Source organism: Cupriavidus sp. L7L (assembly GCF_004353535.1).
GTDB classification, from domain to species: domain Bacteria; phylum Pseudomonadota; class Gammaproteobacteria; order Burkholderiales; family Burkholderiaceae; genus Cupriavidus; species Cupriavidus oxalaticus_A.
Genome location: NZ_SMNY01000074.1, coordinates 1 through 18,957, shown reverse-complemented (window position 1 = coordinate 18,957; position 18,957 = coordinate 1). Strand labels below are relative to the sequence as shown.

Annotated in this window: 14 protein-coding genes and 1 tRNA gene; all 15 read left to right on the top strand. The window is 62.8% G+C overall.

All coding sequences use genetic code 11. The features are described 5' to 3' along the window. The coding region (locus E1J61_RS35500; protein WP_133093422.1) for an elongation factor Tu at positions 1–226 on the top strand (226 nt) is incomplete at its 5' end. Positions 227–309: 83 nt separating this feature from the next. After that, positions 310–385: transfer RNA gene (locus E1J61_RS35495), tRNA-Trp, on the top strand. 59 nt (positions 386–444) lie between these two features. Further along, positions 445–825, top strand: coding sequence for a preprotein translocase subunit SecE (gene secE / locus E1J61_RS35490; protein ID WP_029049797.1), 381 nt, complete (start codon positions 445–447; stop codon positions 823–825). A 10-nt stretch (positions 826–835) separates the two neighbouring features. Next, entirely contained in the window at positions 836–1,417 is a 582-nt protein-coding gene (nusG, locus tag E1J61_RS35485; protein WP_010810468.1) for a transcription termination/antitermination protein NusG, read from the top strand. Positions 1,418–1,578: 161 nt separating this feature from the next. Then, positions 1,579–2,010 (top strand): 50S ribosomal protein L11, encoded by a 432-nt coding sequence (gene rplK, locus E1J61_RS35480; protein WP_010810467.1) that lies wholly within the window; start codon positions 1,579–1,581, stop codon positions 2,008–2,010. Further along, complete coding sequence (gene rplA / locus E1J61_RS35475; protein WP_029049799.1) at positions 2,011–2,706, top strand: 50S ribosomal protein L1; 696 nt, start codon at positions 2,011–2,013, stop codon at positions 2,704–2,706. Between the two features lie 407 nt (positions 2,707–3,113). Beyond that, positions 3,114–3,635, top strand: a complete 522-nt coding sequence (gene rplJ, locus E1J61_RS35470; protein ID WP_115660927.1) for a 50S ribosomal protein L10 — start codon at positions 3,114–3,116, stop codon at positions 3,633–3,635. A gap of 70 nt (positions 3,636–3,705) precedes the next feature. Beyond that, positions 3,706–4,080 carry a 50S ribosomal protein L7/L12 gene (rplL, locus tag E1J61_RS35465; protein WP_010810464.1) on the top strand — a complete coding sequence of 125 codons (375 nt, stop codon included), beginning with the start codon at positions 3,706–3,708 and terminating at the stop codon, positions 4,078–4,080. 428 nt (positions 4,081–4,508) lie between these two features. Further along, positions 4,509–8,615 (top strand): DNA-directed RNA polymerase subunit beta, encoded by a 4,107-nt coding sequence (rpoB, locus tag E1J61_RS35460; RefSeq protein ID WP_133098469.1) that lies wholly within the window; start codon positions 4,509–4,511, stop codon positions 8,613–8,615. Positions 8,616–8,730: 115 nt separating this feature from the next. Next, positions 8,731–12,978: a DNA-directed RNA polymerase subunit beta' gene (gene rpoC, locus E1J61_RS35455; protein WP_133098468.1), complete on the top strand. Its 4,248-nt coding sequence runs from the start codon at positions 8,731–8,733 to the stop codon at positions 12,976–12,978. A gap of 186 nt (positions 12,979–13,164) precedes the next feature. After that, a complete protein-coding gene (recQ, locus tag E1J61_RS35450; protein ID WP_133098467.1) occupies positions 13,165–15,012 on the top strand; it encodes a DNA helicase RecQ in 1,848 nt (615 codons plus the stop codon). Positions 15,013–15,349: 337 nt separating this feature from the next. Then, positions 15,350–15,727, top strand: a complete 378-nt coding sequence (gene rpsL, locus E1J61_RS35445) for a 30S ribosomal protein S12 (protein WP_010810460.1) — start codon at positions 15,350–15,352, stop codon at positions 15,725–15,727. A gap of 228 nt (positions 15,728–15,955) precedes the next feature. Continuing rightward, positions 15,956–16,426: a 30S ribosomal protein S7 gene (gene rpsG / locus E1J61_RS35440; RefSeq protein WP_010810459.1), complete on the top strand. Its 471-nt coding sequence runs from the start codon at positions 15,956–15,958 to the stop codon at positions 16,424–16,426. A gap of 117 nt (positions 16,427–16,543) precedes the next feature. Further along, positions 16,544–18,652 carry an elongation factor G gene (fusA, locus tag E1J61_RS35435; RefSeq protein ID WP_029049804.1) on the top strand — a complete coding sequence of 703 codons (2,109 nt, stop codon included), beginning with the start codon at positions 16,544–16,546 and terminating at the stop codon, positions 18,650–18,652. A gap of 78 nt (positions 18,653–18,730) precedes the next feature. Continuing rightward, positions 18,731–18,957: GTP-binding protein (locus tag E1J61_RS35430; protein ID WP_243737108.1), on the top strand; the 227-nt coding region annotated here is incomplete at its 3' end.

The window sequence follows — 18,957 nt, the reverse complement described above, 5'->3', positions numbered from 1 at the left end:
CACCCCGTTCTTCAACAACTACCGCCCGCAGTTCTACTTCCGTACGACCGACGTGACCGGCTCGATCGAGCTGCCGAAGGACAAGGAAATGGTCATGCCGGGTGACAACGTGTCGATCACCGTCAAGCTGATCGCCCCGATCGCCATGGAAGAAGGCCTGCGCTTCGCTATCCGCGAAGGTGGCCGTACCGTCGGCGCCGGCGTCGTGGCAAAGATCCTCGACTAAGCTGTTCGATTGCGAACGCGGCACCAACCGGCCGCGTTCGTTGCCAGAAAGGGTTGGCGCTAGCGTCAGCTCTCAGTAGTTTTAGGGGTATAGCTCAACTGGCAGAGCGTCGGTCTCCAAAACCGAAGGTTGGGGGTTCGATTCCCTCTGCCCCTGCCAAATCAATCAGCCGCGTCGCGAGGAGCAATCGTGACGCGGCTTAGTCTCGTTTGCGAAACATGGCCAATCCCAATGTTGAAACCGTGAACGCCAACAGCGGCAAGTGGATGCTCGGCGTCGCGGTGCTGCTGGTGGTTGCCGGCGTCATCGGTTTCTATGCACTCGCACAGCAACCGTCTTATGTACGTGGCGCTGCGCTGTTCGGCGGTATTGCACTGGGTGTCGTCGTTGCACTGGTGTCGGCACCGGGCAAGGACTTCATTGGGTTCGCCAAGGAATCGTATCGGGAAGTTCGCAAGGTCGTCTGGCCGACGCGCAAGGAATCCGGACAGATGACGGGGCTGGTCTTCGTCTTTGTCGTCATCATGGCACTGTTCCTGTGGTCGGCGGACAAGCTCATCGAGTGGATCGTGTTTTCGCTCGTGCTGGGCTGGAAATAAGAGGTAGCACATGACCGATAACGCTCAGCAGGAAACCACCGCGCCGGAATCGCCTTCGTCGAAGAAGCGCTGGTATGTCGTGCATGCCTACTCCGGCATGGAGAAGAGCGTGCAGCGCGCGCTGCAGGAGCGCATCGAGCGCGCCGAGATGCAGGACAAGTTTGGCCGCATCCTGGTGCCGTCCGAAGAAGTCGTGGAAATCAAGGGCGGCCACAAGTCGGTCACCGAGCGTCGTTTCTTCCCGGGCTACGTGCTGGTGGAAATGGAAATGACCGACGAAACCTGGCACCTGGTGAAGAACACCAGCAAGGTTACCGGTTTCGTGGGCGGCGCCCGCAACCGCCCGAGCCCGATCTCGCAGCGCGAAGTCGACAAGATCATGACCCAGATGCAGGAAGGGGTCGAGAAGCCGCGTCCCAAGACGCTGTTCGAAGTGGGAGAAATGGTGCGCGTCAAGGACGGCCCGTTCACCGACTTCAACGGCAACGTGGAAGAAGTGAACTACGAGAAATCGCGCCTGCGCGTCTCGGTCACCATCTTCGGACGTGCAACGCCGGTCGAGCTCGAGTTCGGTCAGGTCGAGAAGGTTTAAGGAATTTGCCGGTTGTCGGCCGTGAGGCAGCAACGGGCAACGGCAATGCCCCAGGGCGTTGCCAAAGAGGAGCGTGAGGCCGTGCCACCGGTGCGGCGACAGCGCGTTACGACTCAACAGGATCGCAAGCCCTACGTGGGGCGATCCGGATTGGAGTAGAAATGGCCAAGAAGATCATTGGCTTTATCAAGCTGCAGATTCCGGCTGGTAAGGCAAATCCCTCCCCGCCCGTTGGTCCCGCACTGGGTCAGCGTGGTCTGAACATCATGGAGTTCTGCAAGGCGTTCAACGCCCAGACCCAAGGCATGGAGCCTGGTCTGCCGGTGCCGGTGGTGATTACCGCCTTCGCCGACAAGAGCTTCACCTTCGTGATGAAGTCGCCGCCGGCGACCGTGCTGATCAAGAAGGCAGCCGGCATCACCAAGGGTTCGCCGAAGCCCCATACCGACAAGGTTGGCAAGATCACCCGCGCCCAAGCTGAAGAAATCGCCAAGGCCAAGAACGCTGACCTGACCGCCGCCGACCTGGACGCCGCCGTGCGTACCATCGCCGGTTCGGCTCGTTCGATGGGCATCACCGTGGAGGGTCTGTAAATGGCTAAGGTTTCCAAGCGCGTCGCCGCCAACAAGGCGAAGATCGAGCGTACCAAGTTCTACCCGATCGACGAGGCCCTGGGCCTGGTGAAGGGCTGCGCCTCGGCGAAGTTCGACGAGTCGATCGACGTGGCCGTGCAACTGGGTATCGACGCCAAAAAGTCGGACCAGGTGGTTCGTGGTTCCGTGGTGCTGCCCGCCGGTACCGGCAAGTCGGTGCGCGTGGCTGTGTTCGCCCAGGGCGACAAGGCCGAGGCCGCCAAGGCCGCCGGTGCTGACATCGTTGGCATGGAAGACCTGGCTGAGCAAGTCAAGGCTGGCAACCTGAACTTCGACGTCGTGATCGCTTCGCCGGACACGATGCGTATCGTCGGTACGCTGGGCCAGATCCTGGGCCCGCGCGGCCTGATGCCGAACCCGAAGGTCGGTACCGTGACCCCCGACGTGGCCCAGGCCGTGAAGAACGCCAAGGCCGGTCAGGTCCAGTTCCGTGTCGACAAGGCCGGTATCATCCACGCCACCATCGGCCGCCGTTCGTTCGAAGACGCCGCGCTGAAGAGCAACCTGTCGGCGCTGCTGGACGCGCTGGTCAAGGCCAAGCCGGCCACCAGCAAGGGCGTGTACCTGCGCAAGATCGCTGTTTCGTCGACCATGGGCGTCGGCGTGCGTGTCGACCAGGCTACGCTGGCTGCCTGAGCTGACGGCAAATTGCTGACCGGCACCCGATAACACCGGTCGGCAAAAAGAATTGAAGACCCTGGCCAATGGCGAGGGTCGTCTCCGGACCGCAAGGGATGGAGCATGGCTTTGGGCAGCGGTGCTCGCTGGATGCGCAAGCATCGGCAGGCATCGCTGGTTATCAAAGACCGCTGGTGTCCTTGTCCGCGGCAGTGATGCGGAAAGGGCTTAATCGGTCGGAACGTGCGGCAAGGCTTCATGCCTGAGCGACGTCTTCCGGCCAGCCAGCGCAGATGGCGCACCCGAAGGGATTGAAGCAACCGGGCACTGACCCGGGTGATTCGGGCCAATCGGACGCCGTTCGTTTGTGCTGACGTGAAGGCTCCGGTATAGCCGGAGACCCAGCGTCATTTTGGAGCTTAACCGTGCCACTCAATATTGAAGATAAGAAGGCCGTCGTTGCTGAGGTCTCGGCGCAAGTCGCCAAGGCCCAGACCATCGTCGTCGCCGAATATCGCGGCATTGCGGTTGGCGATCTGACCAAGCTGCGTGCTGCCGCTCGCCAGCAAGGCGTGTACCTGCGTGTTCTGAAGAACACGCTGGCTCGCCGTGCCGTCGAAGGTACGCCGTTTGCAGGCCTCGCAGAGCAGATGACCGGTCCGCTGATCTACGGTATTTCCGAAGATGCAGTGGCCTCGGCCAAGGTTCTGAACGACTTCGCCAAGACCAACGACAAGCTGGTCCTGCGCGCCGGGTCGTATGACGGCAAGGTTCTCGACGCTGCCGCCGTGAAGGCGCTGGCCTCGATCCCGACCCGCGACGAACTGATTGCTCAGCTGCTGGGCGTGATGCAGGCACCGGTGTCGGGCTTCGCCCGTCTGCTGGCTGCCCTGGCCGCCAAGAAGGAAGAAGGCGCTCCCGCGGAAGCGGAAGCCGCCGGCGCCTAAGGCAATCCAGGCCGAGCATCGAAAGATCGCATTACCGATACCGAATCAAAATCTAGTAGGAGTATTTCAAATGGCAATCACCAAAGACGACATCCTGGAAGCCGTTGGCGCGATGTCCGTGATGGAACTGAACGACCTGGTCAAGGCGTTCGAAGAGAAGTTTGGCGTGTCGGCTGCTGCCATGGCCGTGGCTGCTGCTCCGGGCGCTGGCGGTGCCGCCGCTGCTGAAGAGCAGACCGAGTTCAACGTGATCCTGGCCGAAGTCGGCGCCAACAAGGTTGGCGTGATCAAGGCCGTTCGCGAAATCACCGGTCTGGGCCTGAAGGAAGCCAAGGACCTGGTCGATGGCGCACCGAAGCCCGTCAAGGAAGGCGTGGACAAGGCCGCTGCTGCCGAAGCCAAGAAGAAGCTGGAAGACGCCGGCGCCAAGGTCGACGTCAAGTAATGTTGTACTCGCGTGCCCTTGCGGCACGCGAATGGGGCTGGCAAAGGGAAATTCCCGGCGCCAGCCTTTTTGCGCTTGTGCGATTGTGTTTTAGTCACCACTCGGCACAGCGGCAAAGTTACAAAATGTGATGTTTGCGGGTCCCGGCACCACTTCATTTGCCGGCAACTCAGCAGAGGCCAAACATCAGTGGCACACTAAGTGGTTGCTGCTGATGTTTGTCTTCTGAACCGACTGCAGAAGACAAGTTTGGTCGGGTGTCCCCCGGGTGAGTGCAGGCGTTGCGCTGATGCGACGACCACACCGCCCGCAGCGTGCGGACACCGTCAGCCAGAGGTTGGTAGCGGCCAACCGCCAAATCCCCTCCCAGTCGCTGAACACCTCAGGCGCGGCCAGGTCCAGCCGTCCTGCGATGATTCGGAGATCCCATGGCGTACAGCTTCACCGAAAAGAAGCGCATTCGCAAAAGTTTTGCGAAGCGCGCGACGGTACATCAGGTTCCATTCCTGCTTGCCACTCAGATTGAATCCTACACCCAGTTCTTGCAAGCGGAAACGCCGACCGCGCGTCGCAAGAGCGAAGGCCTCCAGGCCGCATTCAACGCAATCTTCCCGATCTCCTCGCATAACGGGCTCGCCCGTATGGAGTTCGTCTCGTATCACCTGTCCAACCCGCCGTTCGACGTCAAGGAATGTCAGCAGCGTGGCCTGACCTTCCACTCGGCCCTGCGCGCCAAGGTTCGCCTGATCATCAACGATCGCGAGAACCCGGGCAAGGTCAAGGAAGTGAAGGAGCAGGAAGTCTACATGGGTGAGATCCCCCTGATGACTTCCACCGGTTCGTTCGTGATCAACGGCACCGAGCGTGTCATCGTCTCGCAGCTGCACCGCTCGCCCGGCGTGTTCTTCGAGCACGACAAGGGCAAGACCCACAGCTCGGGCAAGCTGCTGTTCTCGGCCCGTATCATCCCCTACCGCGGTTCGTGGCTGGACTTCGAGTTCGACCCGAAGGACATCCTGTACTTCCGCGTCGACCGCCGCCGCAAGATGCCGGTGACGATCCTGCTGAAGTCGATCGGCCTGACCCCGGAACAGATCCTCGCGCACTTCTTCGTGTTCGACAACTTCACGCTGCAGTCGGAAGGCGCGCAGCTGGAGTTCGTGCCCGAGCGCCTGCGCGGTGAAGTCGCGCGCTTCGACATCGCCGACAAGAACGGCCGCGTGGTGGTCGAGAAGGACAAGCGGATCAACGCCAAGCACATCCGCGACCTGGACTCGGCCGGCACCAAGCTGATCAGCGTGCCGGAAGACTACCTGCTGGGCCGCGTGCTGGCCAAGAACATCATCGACCCGGATACCGGCGAGGTGATTGCCAACGCCAACGACGAGCTGACCGAAACGCTGCTGGAAAACCTGCGCGAAGCCGGCGTCAAGCAGATCCAGACCCTGTACACCAACGATCTGGACCAGGGCCCGTACATGTCGCAGACCCTGCGCGTGGACGAGACCGCCGACCAGACCGCCGCGCGTATCGCGATCTACCGCATGATGCGCCCGGGCGAGCCGCCGACCGAAGAAGCCGTGGAAGCGCTGTTCCAGCGCCTGTTCTACAGCGAAGAGTCGTACGACCTGTCGCGCGTTGGCCGCATGAAGGTCAACAGCCGCCTGGGCCGCCCCAGCGGTGAAGGCGCCATGGTGCTGCAGGACGAGGACATCCTCGAGACCATCAAGATCCTGGTCAACCTGCGCAACGGCAAGGGCGAGGTCGATGACATCGACCACCTGGGCAACCGTCGCGTGCGTTGCGTCGGCGAACTGGCCGAAAACCAGTTCCGCGCCGGCCTGTCGCGCGTGGAGCGCGCCGTCAAGGAACGTCTGGGCCAGGCCGAGACCGAGAACCTGATGCCGCACGACCTGATCAACTCGAAGCCGATCTCGTCGGCGATCCGCGAGTTCTTCGGTTCGTCGCAGCTGTCGCAGTTCATGGACCAGACCAACCCGCTGTCCGAGATCACGCACAAGCGCCGTGTCTCCGCACTGGGCCCGGGCGGTCTGACCCGCGAGCGCGCAGGCTTTGAAGTCCGCGACGTGCACCCGACCCACTACGGCCGCGTGTGCCCGATCGAAACGCCGGAAGGTCCGAACATTGGTCTGATCAACTCGCTGGCACTGTATGCGCGCCTGAACGAGTACGGCTTCCTGGAAACCCCGTACCGCAAGGTCGAGAACAGCAAGCTGACCGACCAGGTCGACTACCTGTCCGCGATCGAGGAAGGCAAGTACGTGGTGGCGCAGGCCAACGCGACCGTCGACGCCGACGGCAACCTGACCGACGAACTGGTGTCGGCGCGCGAAGGCTCCGAGCGTGAAACCCGTATGGTGACGCCGGACCGCGTGCAGTACATCGACGTGGCGCCGTCGCAGATCGTGTCGGCCGCTGCCTCGCTGGTGCCGTTCCTGGAACACGATGACGCGAACCGTGCACTGATGGGCGCGAACATGCAGCGTCAGGCCGTGCCTTGCCTGCGTCCGGACAAGCCGCTGGTCGGTACCGGTATCGAGCGCACTGTGGCGGTCGACTCGGGTACTGCCGTGCAGGCAATGCGTGGCGGCGTGGTCGACTACGTCGACGCGATGCGTATCGTGATCCGCGTGAACGACGACGAAGCCGTGGCCGGTGAAGTCGGCGTGGACATCTACAACCTGATCAAGTACACGCGCTCGAACCAGAACACCAACATCAACCAGCGTCCGATGGTGAAGGTCGGCGATCACGTTGCCCGCGGCGACGTGATTGCCGACGGCGCCTCGACCGACCTGGGCGAGCTGGCACTGGGCCAGAACATGCTGGTGGCGTTCATGCCGTGGAACGGCTACAACTTCGAGGATTCGATCCTGATCTCGGAGCGTGTGGTGGCCGAAGACCGCTATACATCGATCCACATCGAGGAACTGTCGGTCGTTGCCCGCGACACCAAGCTGGGACCCGAGGAAATTACGCGCGATATCTCGAACCTGGCCGAAGCCCAGCTGGCTCGCCTGGACGAGTCGGGCATCACCTACATCGGCGCCGAGGTTGAAGCCGGCGACGTGCTGGTGGGCAAGGTCACGCCGAAGGGCGAGACCCAGCTGACCCCGGAAGAGAAGCTGCTGCGCGCGATCTTCGGCGAGAAGGCATCGGACGTGAAGGACACCTCGCTGCGCGTGCCGTCGGGCATGAGCGGCATCGTGATCGACGTCCAGGTCTTCACCCGCGAAGGCGTGACCCGCGACAAGCGCGCCCAGTCGATCATCGACGACGAGCTGAAGCGCTACCGCCTGGACCTGAACGACCAGCTGCGTATCGTGGAAGGCGATGCCTTCCAGCGTCTGGAGCGCCTGCTGATCGACAAGACCGTCAACGGCGGTCCGAAGAAGCTGGCCAAGGGCGCCAAGATCACCAAGGAATACCTGGCTGACGTCGACAAGTACCACTGGTTCGACATCCGTCCGGCCGACGAGGAACTGGCTGCCCAGCTGGAAGCCGTCAAGGAAGCCATCGAGCAGAAGCGCCACGAGTTCGACCTGGCCTTCGAAGAGAAGCGCAAGAAGCTGACGCAGGGCGACGAACTGCCGCCGGGCGTGATCAAGATGGTCAAGGTCTACCTGGCCGTCAAGCGCCGCCTGCAGCCTGGCGACAAGATGGCAGGCCGTCACGGTAACAAGGGTGTGGTGTCGAAGATCGTCCCGATCGAAGACATGCCGTACATGGCGGACGGTACCCCGGCCGACATCGTGCTGAACCCGCTGGGCGTGCCGTCGCGGATGAACGTGGGCCAGATCCTGGAAACCCACCTGGGCTGGGCCGCGCGCGGCCTGGGCCAGCGCATCGGCGACATGCTCAAGGCCTCGGCCAAGGCGCAGGAACTGCGCACGCTGCTCTCGCAGATCTACAACGAGAGCGGCAAGCCGGAAGACCTGGACAGCCTGAGCGACGCCGAAGTGCTGGAACTGGCGCACAACCTGAAGAAGGGCGTGCCGTTCGCGACGCCGGTGTTCGACGGTGCGCACGAGAAGGAAATCAAGCGCATGCTCGACCTGGCCTACCCGGACGAGATCGCCGCCGAGAAGGGCCTGACGGCTTCCAAGCAGCAGGTCACGCTGCACGACGGCCGCACCGGCGAAGCGTTCGAGCGTCCGGTCACGCTGGGTGTGATGCACATGCTGAAGCTGCACCACCTGGTCGACGACAAGATGCACGCACGTTCCACCGGCCCGTACTCGCTGGTGACGCAGCAGCCGCTGGGCGGTAAGGCCCAGTTCGGTGGCCAGCGTTTCGGTGAGATGGAAGTGTGGGCACTGGAAGCCTACGGCGCGTCCTACGTGCTGCAGGAAATGCTGACGGTCAAGTCCGATGACGTGAACGGCCGTACCAAGGTGTACGAGAACATCGTCAAGGGCGAGCACTCGATCGATGCCGGCATGCCGGAATCGTTCAACGTGCTGGTGAAGGAAATTCGCTCGCTGGGTATCGACATCGACCTCGATCGCTACTGATCGAGACGATGCGGGTGCCCGCCACGGCGGGCACCCACCAGCGCAGGATTTCCCACAGGATTGAATGCCGCGGCACCGGACAGACTCCGGAGCGGCGGCGAAACAAGGAGTTGCAATGAAAGCATTGCTCGATCTCTTTAAGCAGGTACAGCAGGAAGAGCAGTTCGACGCGATCAAGATCGGCCTGGCCTCGCCCGAGAAGATCCGTTCGTGGTCGTACGGCGAAGTGAAGAAGCCGGAAACGATCAACTACCGTACGTTCAAGCCGGAACGCGACGGCCTGTTCTGCGCCAAGATCTTTGGCCCGATCAAGGACTACGAGTGCCTGTGCGGCAAGTACAAGCGCCTGAAGCACCGCGGCGTGATCTGCGAGAAGTGCGGCGTTGAAGTGACGCTGGCCAAGGTGCGCCGCGAGCGCATGGGCCACATCGAACTGGCCGCGCCGACCGCGCACATCTGGTTCCTGAAGTCGCTGCCGTCGCGCCTGGGCATGGTCCTGGACATGACGCTGCGCGACATCGAGCGCGTACTGTACTTCGAAGCATTCGTGGTGCTCGAGCCCGGCATGACCCCGCTCAAGAAGAGCCAGATCATGTCGGAAGACGACTACCTGGCGAAGTGCGACGAGTACGGCGAGGGCGAGTTCGTCGCCATGATGGGTGCCGAGGGCATCCGTGAACTGCTGCGCGGCATCGACATCGAGAAGCAGATCGAACAGATCCGCGCCGAGCTGCAGGCCACCGGTTCCGAAGCCAAGATCAAGAAATTCGCCAAGCGCCTGAAGGTGCTCGAGGCCTTCCAGCGTTCGGGCATCAAGCCCGAGTGGATGATCCTCGAAGTGCTGCCGGTGCTGCCGCCCGAGCTGCGTCCGCTGGTGCCGCTGGACGGCGGCCGCTTCGCGACCTCGGACCTGAACGACCTGTATCGCCGCGTCATCAACCGTAACAACCGCCTGAAGCGCCTGCTGGAGCTGAAGGCGCCTGAGATCATCGTGCGCAACGAAAAGCGCATGCTGCAGGAAGCGGTTGACTCGCTGCTGGACAACGGCCGTCGCGGCAAGGCGATGACCGGCGCCAACAAGCGTCCGCTGAAGTCCCTGGCCGAAATGATCAAGGGCAAGGGCGGCCGTTTCCGTCAGAACCTGCTGGGCAAGCGCGTCGACTACTCGGGCCGTTCGGTCATCGTGGTGGGCCCGACGCTCAAGCTGCACCAGTGCGGCCTGCCCAAGCTGATGGCGCTCGAGCTGTTCAAGCCCTTCATCTTCCACAAGCTGGAAACGATGGGCATCGCCACCACCATCAAGGCGGCGAAGAAGGAAGTCGAAAGCCAGACCCCGGTGGTGTGGGACATCCTCGAAGAGGTGATCCGCGAGCACCCGGTGATGCTGAACCGTGCGCCGACGCTGCACCGCCTGGGTATCCAGGCGTTCGAGCCGGTGCTGATCGAAGGCAAGGCCATCCAGCTGCACCCGCTGGTCTGCGCGGCGTTCAACGCCGACTTCGACGGTGACCAGATGGCTGTCCACGTCCCGCTGTCGCTGGAAGCGCAGATGGAAGCCCGCACCCTGATGCTGGCCTCCAACAACGTGCTGTTCCCGGCCAACGGCGACCCGTCGATCGTGCCGTCGCAAGACGTGGTGCTGGGTCTGTACTACACGACCCGCGACAAGATCAACGGCCGCGGCGAGGGCATGACCTTTGCCGACATCAGCGAAGTGATCCGCGCCTACGAGAACAAGGAAGTCGAGCTGGCTTCCCGCGTGAACGTGCGTATCACCGAGTATGAGCTGGTCGACAAGGACGCCGAAGGCGACGCCCGTTTCGCACCCAAGATCACGCTGCAGGCCACCACGGTCGGCCGCGCGATCCTGTCCGAGATCCTGCCGAAGGGCCTGCCGTTCTCGGTGCTGAACAAGCCGCTGAAGAAGAAGGAAATCTCGCGCCTGATCAACACCGCGTTCCGCAAGTGCGGCCTGCGCGAGACCGTGATCTTCGCCGACAAGCTGCTGCAGTCGGGCTTCCGCCTGGCAACCCGCGCCGGTATCTCGATCGCCATCGACGACATGCTGGTGCCGCCCGCCAAGGAAAAGATCATCGCCGAGGCCTCGGCCAAGGTGAAGGAATACGACAAGCAGTACATGTCGGGTCTGGTGACCGACCAGGAACGCTACAACAACGTCGTGGACATCTGGGGCGCCGCCGGCGACCAGGTCGGCAAGGCGATGATGGAGCAGCTCCAGCACGAGGACGTGGTCGACCGCGAAGGCAAGACCGTGAAGCAAGAGTCGTTCAACTCCATCTACATGATGGCCGACTCGGGCGCACGGGGTTCCGCAGCGCAGATCCGCCAGCTGGCCGGTATGCGTGGCCTGATGGCCAAGCCGGATGGCTCGATCATTGAAACGCCGATTACGGCGAACTTCCGTGAAGGCCTGAACGTTCTGCAGTACTTCATCTCGACCCACGGTGCCCGTAAGGGCCTGGCGGATACGGCACTGAAGACCGCGAACTCGGGTTACCTGACCCGTCGTCTGGTCGACGTGACCCAGGATCTGGTCGTGGTGGAAGACGATTGCGGCACCTCCAACGGCGTGGCCATGAAGGCCCTGGTCGAAGGCGGTGAAGTGATCGAAGCCCTGCGCGACCGTATCCTCGGCCGTGTGACCGTGGCCGACGTGGTGAACCCGGAAACCCAGGAAACCGCGATCGAATCCGGCACGCTGCTGGACGAAGACCTGGTCGAGCTGATCGACAACATCGGCGTGGACGAAGTCAAGGTCCGCACCCCGCTGTCGTGCGACACGCGCTACGGCCTGTGCGCCAAGTGCTACGGCCGCGACCTCGGCCGCGGCGTGATGGTGAACTCCGGCGAAGCGGTTGGCGTGATTGCCGCCCAGTCGATCGGTGAGCCGGGCACGCAGCTGACCATGCGTACGTTCCACATCGGTGGTGCGGCATCGCGTGCGGCGGTGGCATCGAGCGTGGAAGCGAAGGCAACCGGTACCGTGCGTTTCACGGCGACCATGCGCTACGTCACCAATGCGAAGGGCGAACTGATCGTCATCTCGCGTTCGGGCGAGGCGCTGATCACCGACGACCACGGCCGCGAGCGCGAGCGCCACAAGATCCCGTACGGCGCCACGCTGCTGGTGCAGGACGGCCAGGCCATCAAGGCTGGCACGCAGCTGGCCACGTGGGATGCACTGACTCGCCCGATCGTCTCGGAATACACCGGTACGACGAAGTTCGAGAACGTCGAAGAAGGCGTGACCGTCGCCAAGCAGATGGACGAAGTGACCGGCCTGTCGACCCTGGTGGTGATCGACGCCAAGCGCCGCACGGCTGCAACCAAGGGCATCCGCCCGCAGGTGAAGCTGCTCGACGCCAACGGCCAGGAAGTGAAGATCCCGGGCACGGACCACTCCGTGACCATCGGCTTCCAGGTCGGCGCGCTGATTACCGTGAAGGACGGCCAGCAGGTGCACGTGGGTGAAGTGCTCGCACGTATCCCGACCGAATCGCAGAAGACCCGCGACATTACCGGTGGTCTGCCGCGTGTGGCCGAGCTGTTCGAAGCGCGTTCGCCGAAGGACGCCGCCGTGCTGGCGGAAGTCACGGGCACGACCTCGTTCGGCAAGGACACCAAGGGCAAGCAGCGCCTGGTCATCACTGACCTGGACGGCAATGCCCACGAGTTCCTGATCGCTAAGGAAAAGCAGGTGCTGGTGCACGACGGCCAGGTGGTGAACAAGGGCGAAATGATCGTGGAAGGTCCGGCGGACCCGCACGACATCCTGCGCCTGAAGGGCATCGAAGAGCTGGCGCACTACATCGTGGACGAAGTGCAGGACGTGTACCGTCTGCAGGGCGTGAAGATCAACGACAAGCACATCGAGGTGATCGTTCGCCAGATGCTGCGTCGTGTGCAGATCGCCGATGTGGGCGACACCAAGTTCATCCCGGGTGAACAGGTGGAGCGCTCGGAACTGCTCGACGAGAACGACCGCGTGATCGCCGAAGGCAAGCGTCCGGCAACCTACGAGAACCTGCTGCTGGGTATTACCAAGGCGTCGCTGTCGACCGACAGCTTCATCTCGGCGGCATCGTTCCAGGAAACCACGCGCGTGCTGACCGAAGCCGCGATCATGGGCAAGACCGATGACCTGCGTGGTCTGAAGGAAAACGTGATCGTGGGTCGTCTGATCCCGGCCGGTACCGGCCTGGCCTACCACCGTGCCCGCAAGGCGCGCGAGGCCTCCGAGCGCGAACGCGCCCAGGCGATCGCCGAAGAAGAGCAGTCGCTCTTCATCGAGCCGCCGCCGGTGGTGCAGGCGACGACCGAGGGTGAAGGCGACAACGCCTGATCTCGCAGTAGTGAATGCCCGCCGCAAGGCGGTCAAAAAGCCCGGCTGATCCAGCCGGGCTTTTTTTTATCCGCGGGTGGCGTGACCTTTCGTGAGAATCGTCGGAGAGTTTGCCCGCGAGGCGCGGTAGCCGGGTCCCTTAGTGGTAAGGTTACGGCTTTTCCGGCTTCAGCAATTCCGCAGTCCATGTCGCAAGCACTGGCGATCCTCAAGGATGTCTTCGGCTACCACGCCTTCCGCGGGCGCCAGGCCGAGATCATCGACCACGTTGCCGAAGGCGGCGACAGCCTGGTGCTGATGCCGACCGGCGGCGGCAAGTCGCTGTGCTACCAGATTCCGGCACTGCTGCGCCAGCGCTCAGGGCAGGGCGTCGGCATCGTGGTATCGCCGCTGATCGCGCTGATGCAGGACCAGATCGCGGCGCTGACCGAGGCCGGCGTGCGCGCCGCGGTACTGAATTCGACGCTGACCGGTTCGGAAGCGTCCGCCGTCGAGCGCGACCTGCTCGCCGGCAGGGTGGAGATCCTCTACGTCGCACCCGAGCGGCTGATGACGCCGCGCTTCCTCGACCTGCTCGAGCGTACCCGCGTCGGGCTGTTCGCCATCGACGAGGCGCATTGCGTATCGCAGTGGGGCCACGATTTCCGGCCGGAGTACATCCAGCTGTCAGTGCTGCACGAACGCTTCCCGTACGTGCCGCGCATCGCGCTGACCGCGACCGCCGACGCGCTGACGCGCAACGAGATCATCGAGCGGCTGGCGCTGGACGACGCCCGCGTTTTCATCTCCAGCTTCGACCGGCCGAATATCCGCTACCGCATCGTCGAGAAGGACAATGCGCGCCAGCAGTTGCTGGCCTTTATCAAGGCCGAGCACACCGCCGCCGACGGCACACACGACAGCGGCATCGTCTACTGCCTGTCACGCAAGAAGGTGGAAGACACCGCGGCGTGGCTGGAAGGGCAGGGCATCAACGCGCTGCCTTACCATGCCGGCATGGACCCCGGCACGCGCCAGCGCCACCAGGCACGCTTCCGCGAAGAAGAAGGGCTGGTGATGGTGGCCACCATTGCCTTCGGCATGGGGATCGACAAGCCGGACGTCCGCTTCGTCGCTCACCTTGACCTGCCCAAGAGCATGGAAGGCTACTACCAGGAGACGGGACGCGCCGGGCGCGACGGATTGCCCGCCAATGCCTGGATGGCCTACGGCCTGGGCGACGTGGTGCAGCAGAAGCGCATGATCGACGAGTCGGAGGCGGACGAGGCGTTCAAGCGCGTGTCGTCGGCCAAGCTCGATGCGCTGCTGGGTTTGTGCGAAACCGCCGGCTGCCGGCGCCAGCGCATCCTCGCGTACTTCGACGAAGCCAGCGAGCCCTGTGGCAACTGCGACACCTGCCTGGAGCCGCCGGCCACCTGGGATGGCACGCGCGAGGCGCAGATGGCGCTGTCTTGCGTGTACCGCACCGCGCAGGCAAGCCGCATCCACTTTGGTGCGACCCACCTGGTCGACGTGCTGCGCGGCAATGCCTCGGAAAAGATCAAGCAGTGGGGCCATGACAAGGTATCGACCTTCGGCATCGGCAAGGACCGATCGGTGCATGAATGGCACACGGTCTTCCGCCAGCTGATCGCCCAGGGTCTGCTGATGATCGACCATGGCGGTCACGGCGCGCTGCTGCTGGGCGAACGCGCGCGCGAGGTGCTCAGGGGCGAGCGCCAGATCATCCTGCGACGCCAGGCTGCCAAGCCGGCCAAGTCCGGCGAGCGCGCGGCGCGCGGCAACCGCATCGACCATACCGCGGACATGGACGCCGATACGCTGGCCAACTGGGAGGCGCTGCGCCGCTGGCGCACCGAGGCCGCGCGCGAGCACGGCGTGCCGGCCTACGTGATTTTCCACGACGCCACGCTGGCCGAACTGGCGCGCACGGCGCCGGACTCGCTGTCGGCGATGCAGGGCATTCCCGGGATTGGTGCATCCAAGCTGGAGCGCTACGGGCAGGGCATCCTCGACACCCTGCGCGGGGTCTAGCCGGCGCTGCTTGTCAGCCGGGTATACGGCTTGACGGTATACGATTCCCCTGCTAGAGTGCCAGATTCGAGTTTTTGGCTTTGGATTTCGCTCGCCCGTCGGATATGTGGCTTTCATGCCGCTGCCGGCAAGCCTTCCGGACCGGTTTTGATGGACCGGTGGCGGCAGATGCGGGATCCGGATGCCGGCTCGCGCTCTTTGGCATGCTGTTACCGCACAGTCCCGTCTCCAGAGCGCGTCCGCTCATCTCTCCCGCCCAAAAACTTGTAGTTGCCTCTCCATCCTGGTTCATGCCGGTGCGAGGGGCGTTTTTCGTAAAACCAAGCTGGATTGAACAATGCCAACTATCAACCAACTGGTTCGCAAGCCGCGCGTCTCTGAAGTCGTCAAGAGCAAGAGCCCGGCGCTTGAGAACTGCCCCCAGCGCCGTGGTGTGTGCACCCGCGTGTACACCACGACGCCGAAGAAGCCGAACTCGGCACTGCGTAAGGTCGCCAAGGTGCGCCTGACCAACGGTTTCGAAGTCATTTCGTACATCGGCGGTGAAGGCCACAACCTGCAGGAACACTCGGTCGTGCTGATCCGCGGCGGCCGTGTGAAGGATCTGCCGGGTGTGCGTTACCACATCGTCCGTGGCTCGCTGGACCTGCAAGGCGTGAAGGACCGCAAGCAGGCCCGTTCGAAGTACGGCGCGAAGCGTCCGAAGGCGGCCTAAGCTTAGGGTGCCTGGGTCCGAAAGACCCACAGCAGCAACAACCGATAGCCTGTGGCGCAAGTCATGGTGCTGTCACCAGGCGGCGGTACAACGGAGCGCCCTTTTGGCAACCGTGCCGTCGAGTAAGTGGTCACCCGGCGAATTTGCTGTCTATTGCATGCAAGCTAGTTGGTGGCCGGAGAGCGGAAACAACTGACCGCGCTCTCAACTGAATCTAAAGGAAAGAAGATGCCACGTCGTCGTGAAGTCCCCAAGCGGGATGTTCTGCCTGATCCGAAGTTCGGCAACGTTGAAGTTGCCAAGTTTATGAACGTGCTGATGCTGGACGGCAAGAAGTCGGTTGCCGAACGTATCGTCTATGGCGCGTTCGACCAGATCGAAAAGAAGGCAGGCAAGGCCCCCATCGAAGTGTTCTCCGTTGCCATCAACAACGTGAAGCCGGTGGTGGAAGTGAAGAGCCGTCGCGTGGGCGGCGCCAACTATCAGGTTCCGGTCGAAGTCCGTCCGTCGCGTCGTCTGGCATTGGCGATGCGTTGGCTGCGCGAGGCCGCGAAGAAACGCAGCGAGAAGTCGATGGCGCTGCGCCTGGCAGGTGAGCTGCTGGAAGCATCGGAAGGCCGTGGCGGCGCGATGAAGAAGCGCGACGAAGTGCACCGCATGGCCGAAGCCAACAAGGCGTTCTCGCACTTCCGCTTCTAAAGCGCGCGAAAACACTGTTGGTTGCCGGGCGGGCTGTGTTTTCACACATCTCGCCCGTTTGTGTTAAGGGCGCAGGTCATGAGATCTCTGCGCCTCATGGACGAATAGAGGATTAAAGTGGCTCGTAAGACTCCTATTGAGCGCTACCGTAACATCGGTATTTCGGCTCACATTGACGCGGGTAAAACCACCACGACCGAGCGGATCCTGTTCTACACCGGTGTGAACCACAAGATCGGTGAAGTGCATGATGGCGCGGCCACCATGGACTGGATGGAGCAGGAGCAGGAGCGCGGCATCACCATCACGTCTGCTGCGACCACCGCCTTCTGGAAGGGCATGGGCGGCAACTACCCCGAGCACCGCTTCAACATCATCGACACCCCGGGCCACGTGGACTTCACCATCGAGGTGGAGCGTTCCATGCGCGTGCTGGACGGCGCCTGCATGGTCTACTGCGCAGTGGGTGGCGTGCAGCCGCAGTCGGAAACCGTCTGGCGTCAGGCCAACAAGTACAAGGTGCCGCGTCTGGCGTTCGTCAACAAGATGGACCGTACCGGCGCGAACTTCTTCAAGGTCTACGATCAGCTGAAGACCCGCCTGAAGGCCAACCCGGTGCCCGTCGTGGTACCGATCGGCGCTGAAGACGGCTTCCAGGGCGTCGTCGATCTGCTGGAAATGAAGGCGATCGTTTGGGACGAAGCCAGCCAGGGCGTGAAGTTCGAATATCAGGACATCCCGGCCGAGCTGCAAGCCACCGCTGACGAATGGCGCGAGAAGATGGTCGAATCCGCCGCCGAAGCCAGCGAAGAGCTGATGGAAAAGTACCTGGGCGGCGAAGAGCTGACCCGCGCCGAGATCGTCAAGGCGCTGCGTGACCGTACCATCGCCTGCGAAATCCAGCCGATGCTGTGCGGCACCGCGTTCAAGAACAAGGGCGTGCAGCGCATGCTCGACGCCGTGATCGACTTCCTGCCGTCGCCGGTCGACATTCCGCCGGTTACGGGCACGGACGAGGACGACAGCGAGAAGAAGCTCGAGCGCAAGGCTGACGACAACGAAAAGTTCTCGGCACTGGCGTTCAAGATCATGACCGACCCGTTCGTTGGCCAGCTGATCTTCTTCCGCGTCTACTCGGGCAAGATCAATTCGGGCGACACCGTGTACAACCCGGTCAAGAGCAAGAAGGAACGCCTCGGCCGTATTCTGCAGATGCATGCCAACCAGCGCGAAGAAATCAAGGAAGTGCTGGCCGGCGACATCGCCGCTGCAGTGGGTCTGAAGGACGCCACCACGGGCGACACGCTGTGCGATCCGGCTGCACCGATCGTGCTCGAGCGCATGGTGTTCCCGGAGCCGGTGATCTCGCAGGCCGTCGAGCCGAAGACCAAGGCTGACCAGGAAAAGATGGGCATCGCCCTGAACCGCCTGGCCGCCGAAGATCCGTCGTTCCGCGTGCGTACCGATGAAGAATCGGGCCAGACCATCATTTCGGGCATGGGCGAGCTCCACCTCGAAATTCTGGTCGACCGCATGAAGCGCGAATTCGGCGTGGAAGCTAACATCGGTGCGCCGCAGGTGGCCTACCGCGAAACCATTCGCAAGACGGCCGAAGGCGTCGAGGGCAAGTTCGTCAAGCAGTCGGGCGGCCGCGGCCAGTACGGTCACGCCGTGATCACGCTGGAACCGCAAGAGCCGGGCAAGGGCTTCGAGTTCATCGACGCCATCAAGGGCGGTGTGATTCCTCGTGAATACATCCCGGCGGTCGAGAAGGGTATCGTCGACACGCTGCCGAACGGTATCCTGGCTGGCTTCCCGGTGGTGGACGTGAAGGTGACGCTGACGTTCGGTTCGTACCACGACGTGGACTCGAACGAAAACGCGTTCCGCATGGCCGGCTCGATGGCTTTCAAGGAAGCCATGCGCAAGGCCAGCCCGGTCCTGCTCGAGCCGATGATGGCCGTGGAAGTGGAAACGCCGGAAGACTACACGGGTACCGTGATGGGCGACCTGTCGTCCCGCCGCGGCATCGTGCAGGGCATGGACGACATGGTGGGTGGCGGCAAGATCATCAAGGCCGAAGTCCCGCTGTCGGAAATGTTTGGTTATTCCACGTCGCTGCGCTCGGCCACGCAAGGCCGCGCCACGTACACCATGGAATTCAAGCACTACGCTGAGGCACCGAAGAACATCGCCGAAGCCGTGATGACGGCCAAGGGCAAGTAATTCGAAGTTTGCCGCCGCGCCTGCCGGTGCGGCGGCGCGATGAAACAACAAGACTGCATTCCTATCAGGAGCTAAGAAATGGCAAAGGAAAAGTTCGAGCGGACCAAGCCGCACGTGAACGTTGGTACGATTGGTCACGTTGACCATGGCAAGACCACGCTGACCGCAGCGATCGCCACGGTGCTGGCTGCCAAGTTCGGCGGTGCCGCCAAGAAGTACGACGAAATCGACGCAGCGCCGGAAGAGAAGGCACGCGGTATTACCATCAATACCGCCCACGTCGAGTACGAGACGGCCAACCGCCA

Coding starts and splice junctions, on each gene's coding strand:
- secE (WP_029049797.1), top strand. CDS start 445: ATGGCCAATCCCAATGTTGAAACCGTGAACGCCAACAGCGGCAAGTGG.
- nusG (WP_010810468.1), top strand. CDS start 836: ATGACCGATAACGCTCAGCAGGAAACCACCGCGCCGGAATCGCCTTCG.
- rpoB (WP_133098469.1), top strand. CDS start 4,509: ATGGCGTACAGCTTCACCGAAAAGAAGCGCATTCGCAAAAGTTTTGCG.
- rplA (WP_029049799.1), top strand. CDS start 2,011: ATGGCTAAGGTTTCCAAGCGCGTCGCCGCCAACAAGGCGAAGATCGAG.
- rplK (WP_010810467.1), top strand. CDS start 1,579: ATGGCCAAGAAGATCATTGGCTTTATCAAGCTGCAGATTCCGGCTGGT.
- recQ (WP_133098467.1), top strand. CDS start 13,165: ATGTCGCAAGCACTGGCGATCCTCAAGGATGTCTTCGGCTACCACGCC.
- rpoC (WP_133098468.1), top strand. CDS start 8,731: ATGAAAGCATTGCTCGATCTCTTTAAGCAGGTACAGCAGGAAGAGCAG.
- rpsG (WP_010810459.1), top strand. CDS start 15,956: ATGCCACGTCGTCGTGAAGTCCCCAAGCGGGATGTTCTGCCTGATCCG.
- rplL (WP_010810464.1), top strand. CDS start 3,706: ATGGCAATCACCAAAGACGACATCCTGGAAGCCGTTGGCGCGATGTCC.
- rpsL (WP_010810460.1), top strand. CDS start 15,350: ATGCCAACTATCAACCAACTGGTTCGCAAGCCGCGCGTCTCTGAAGTC.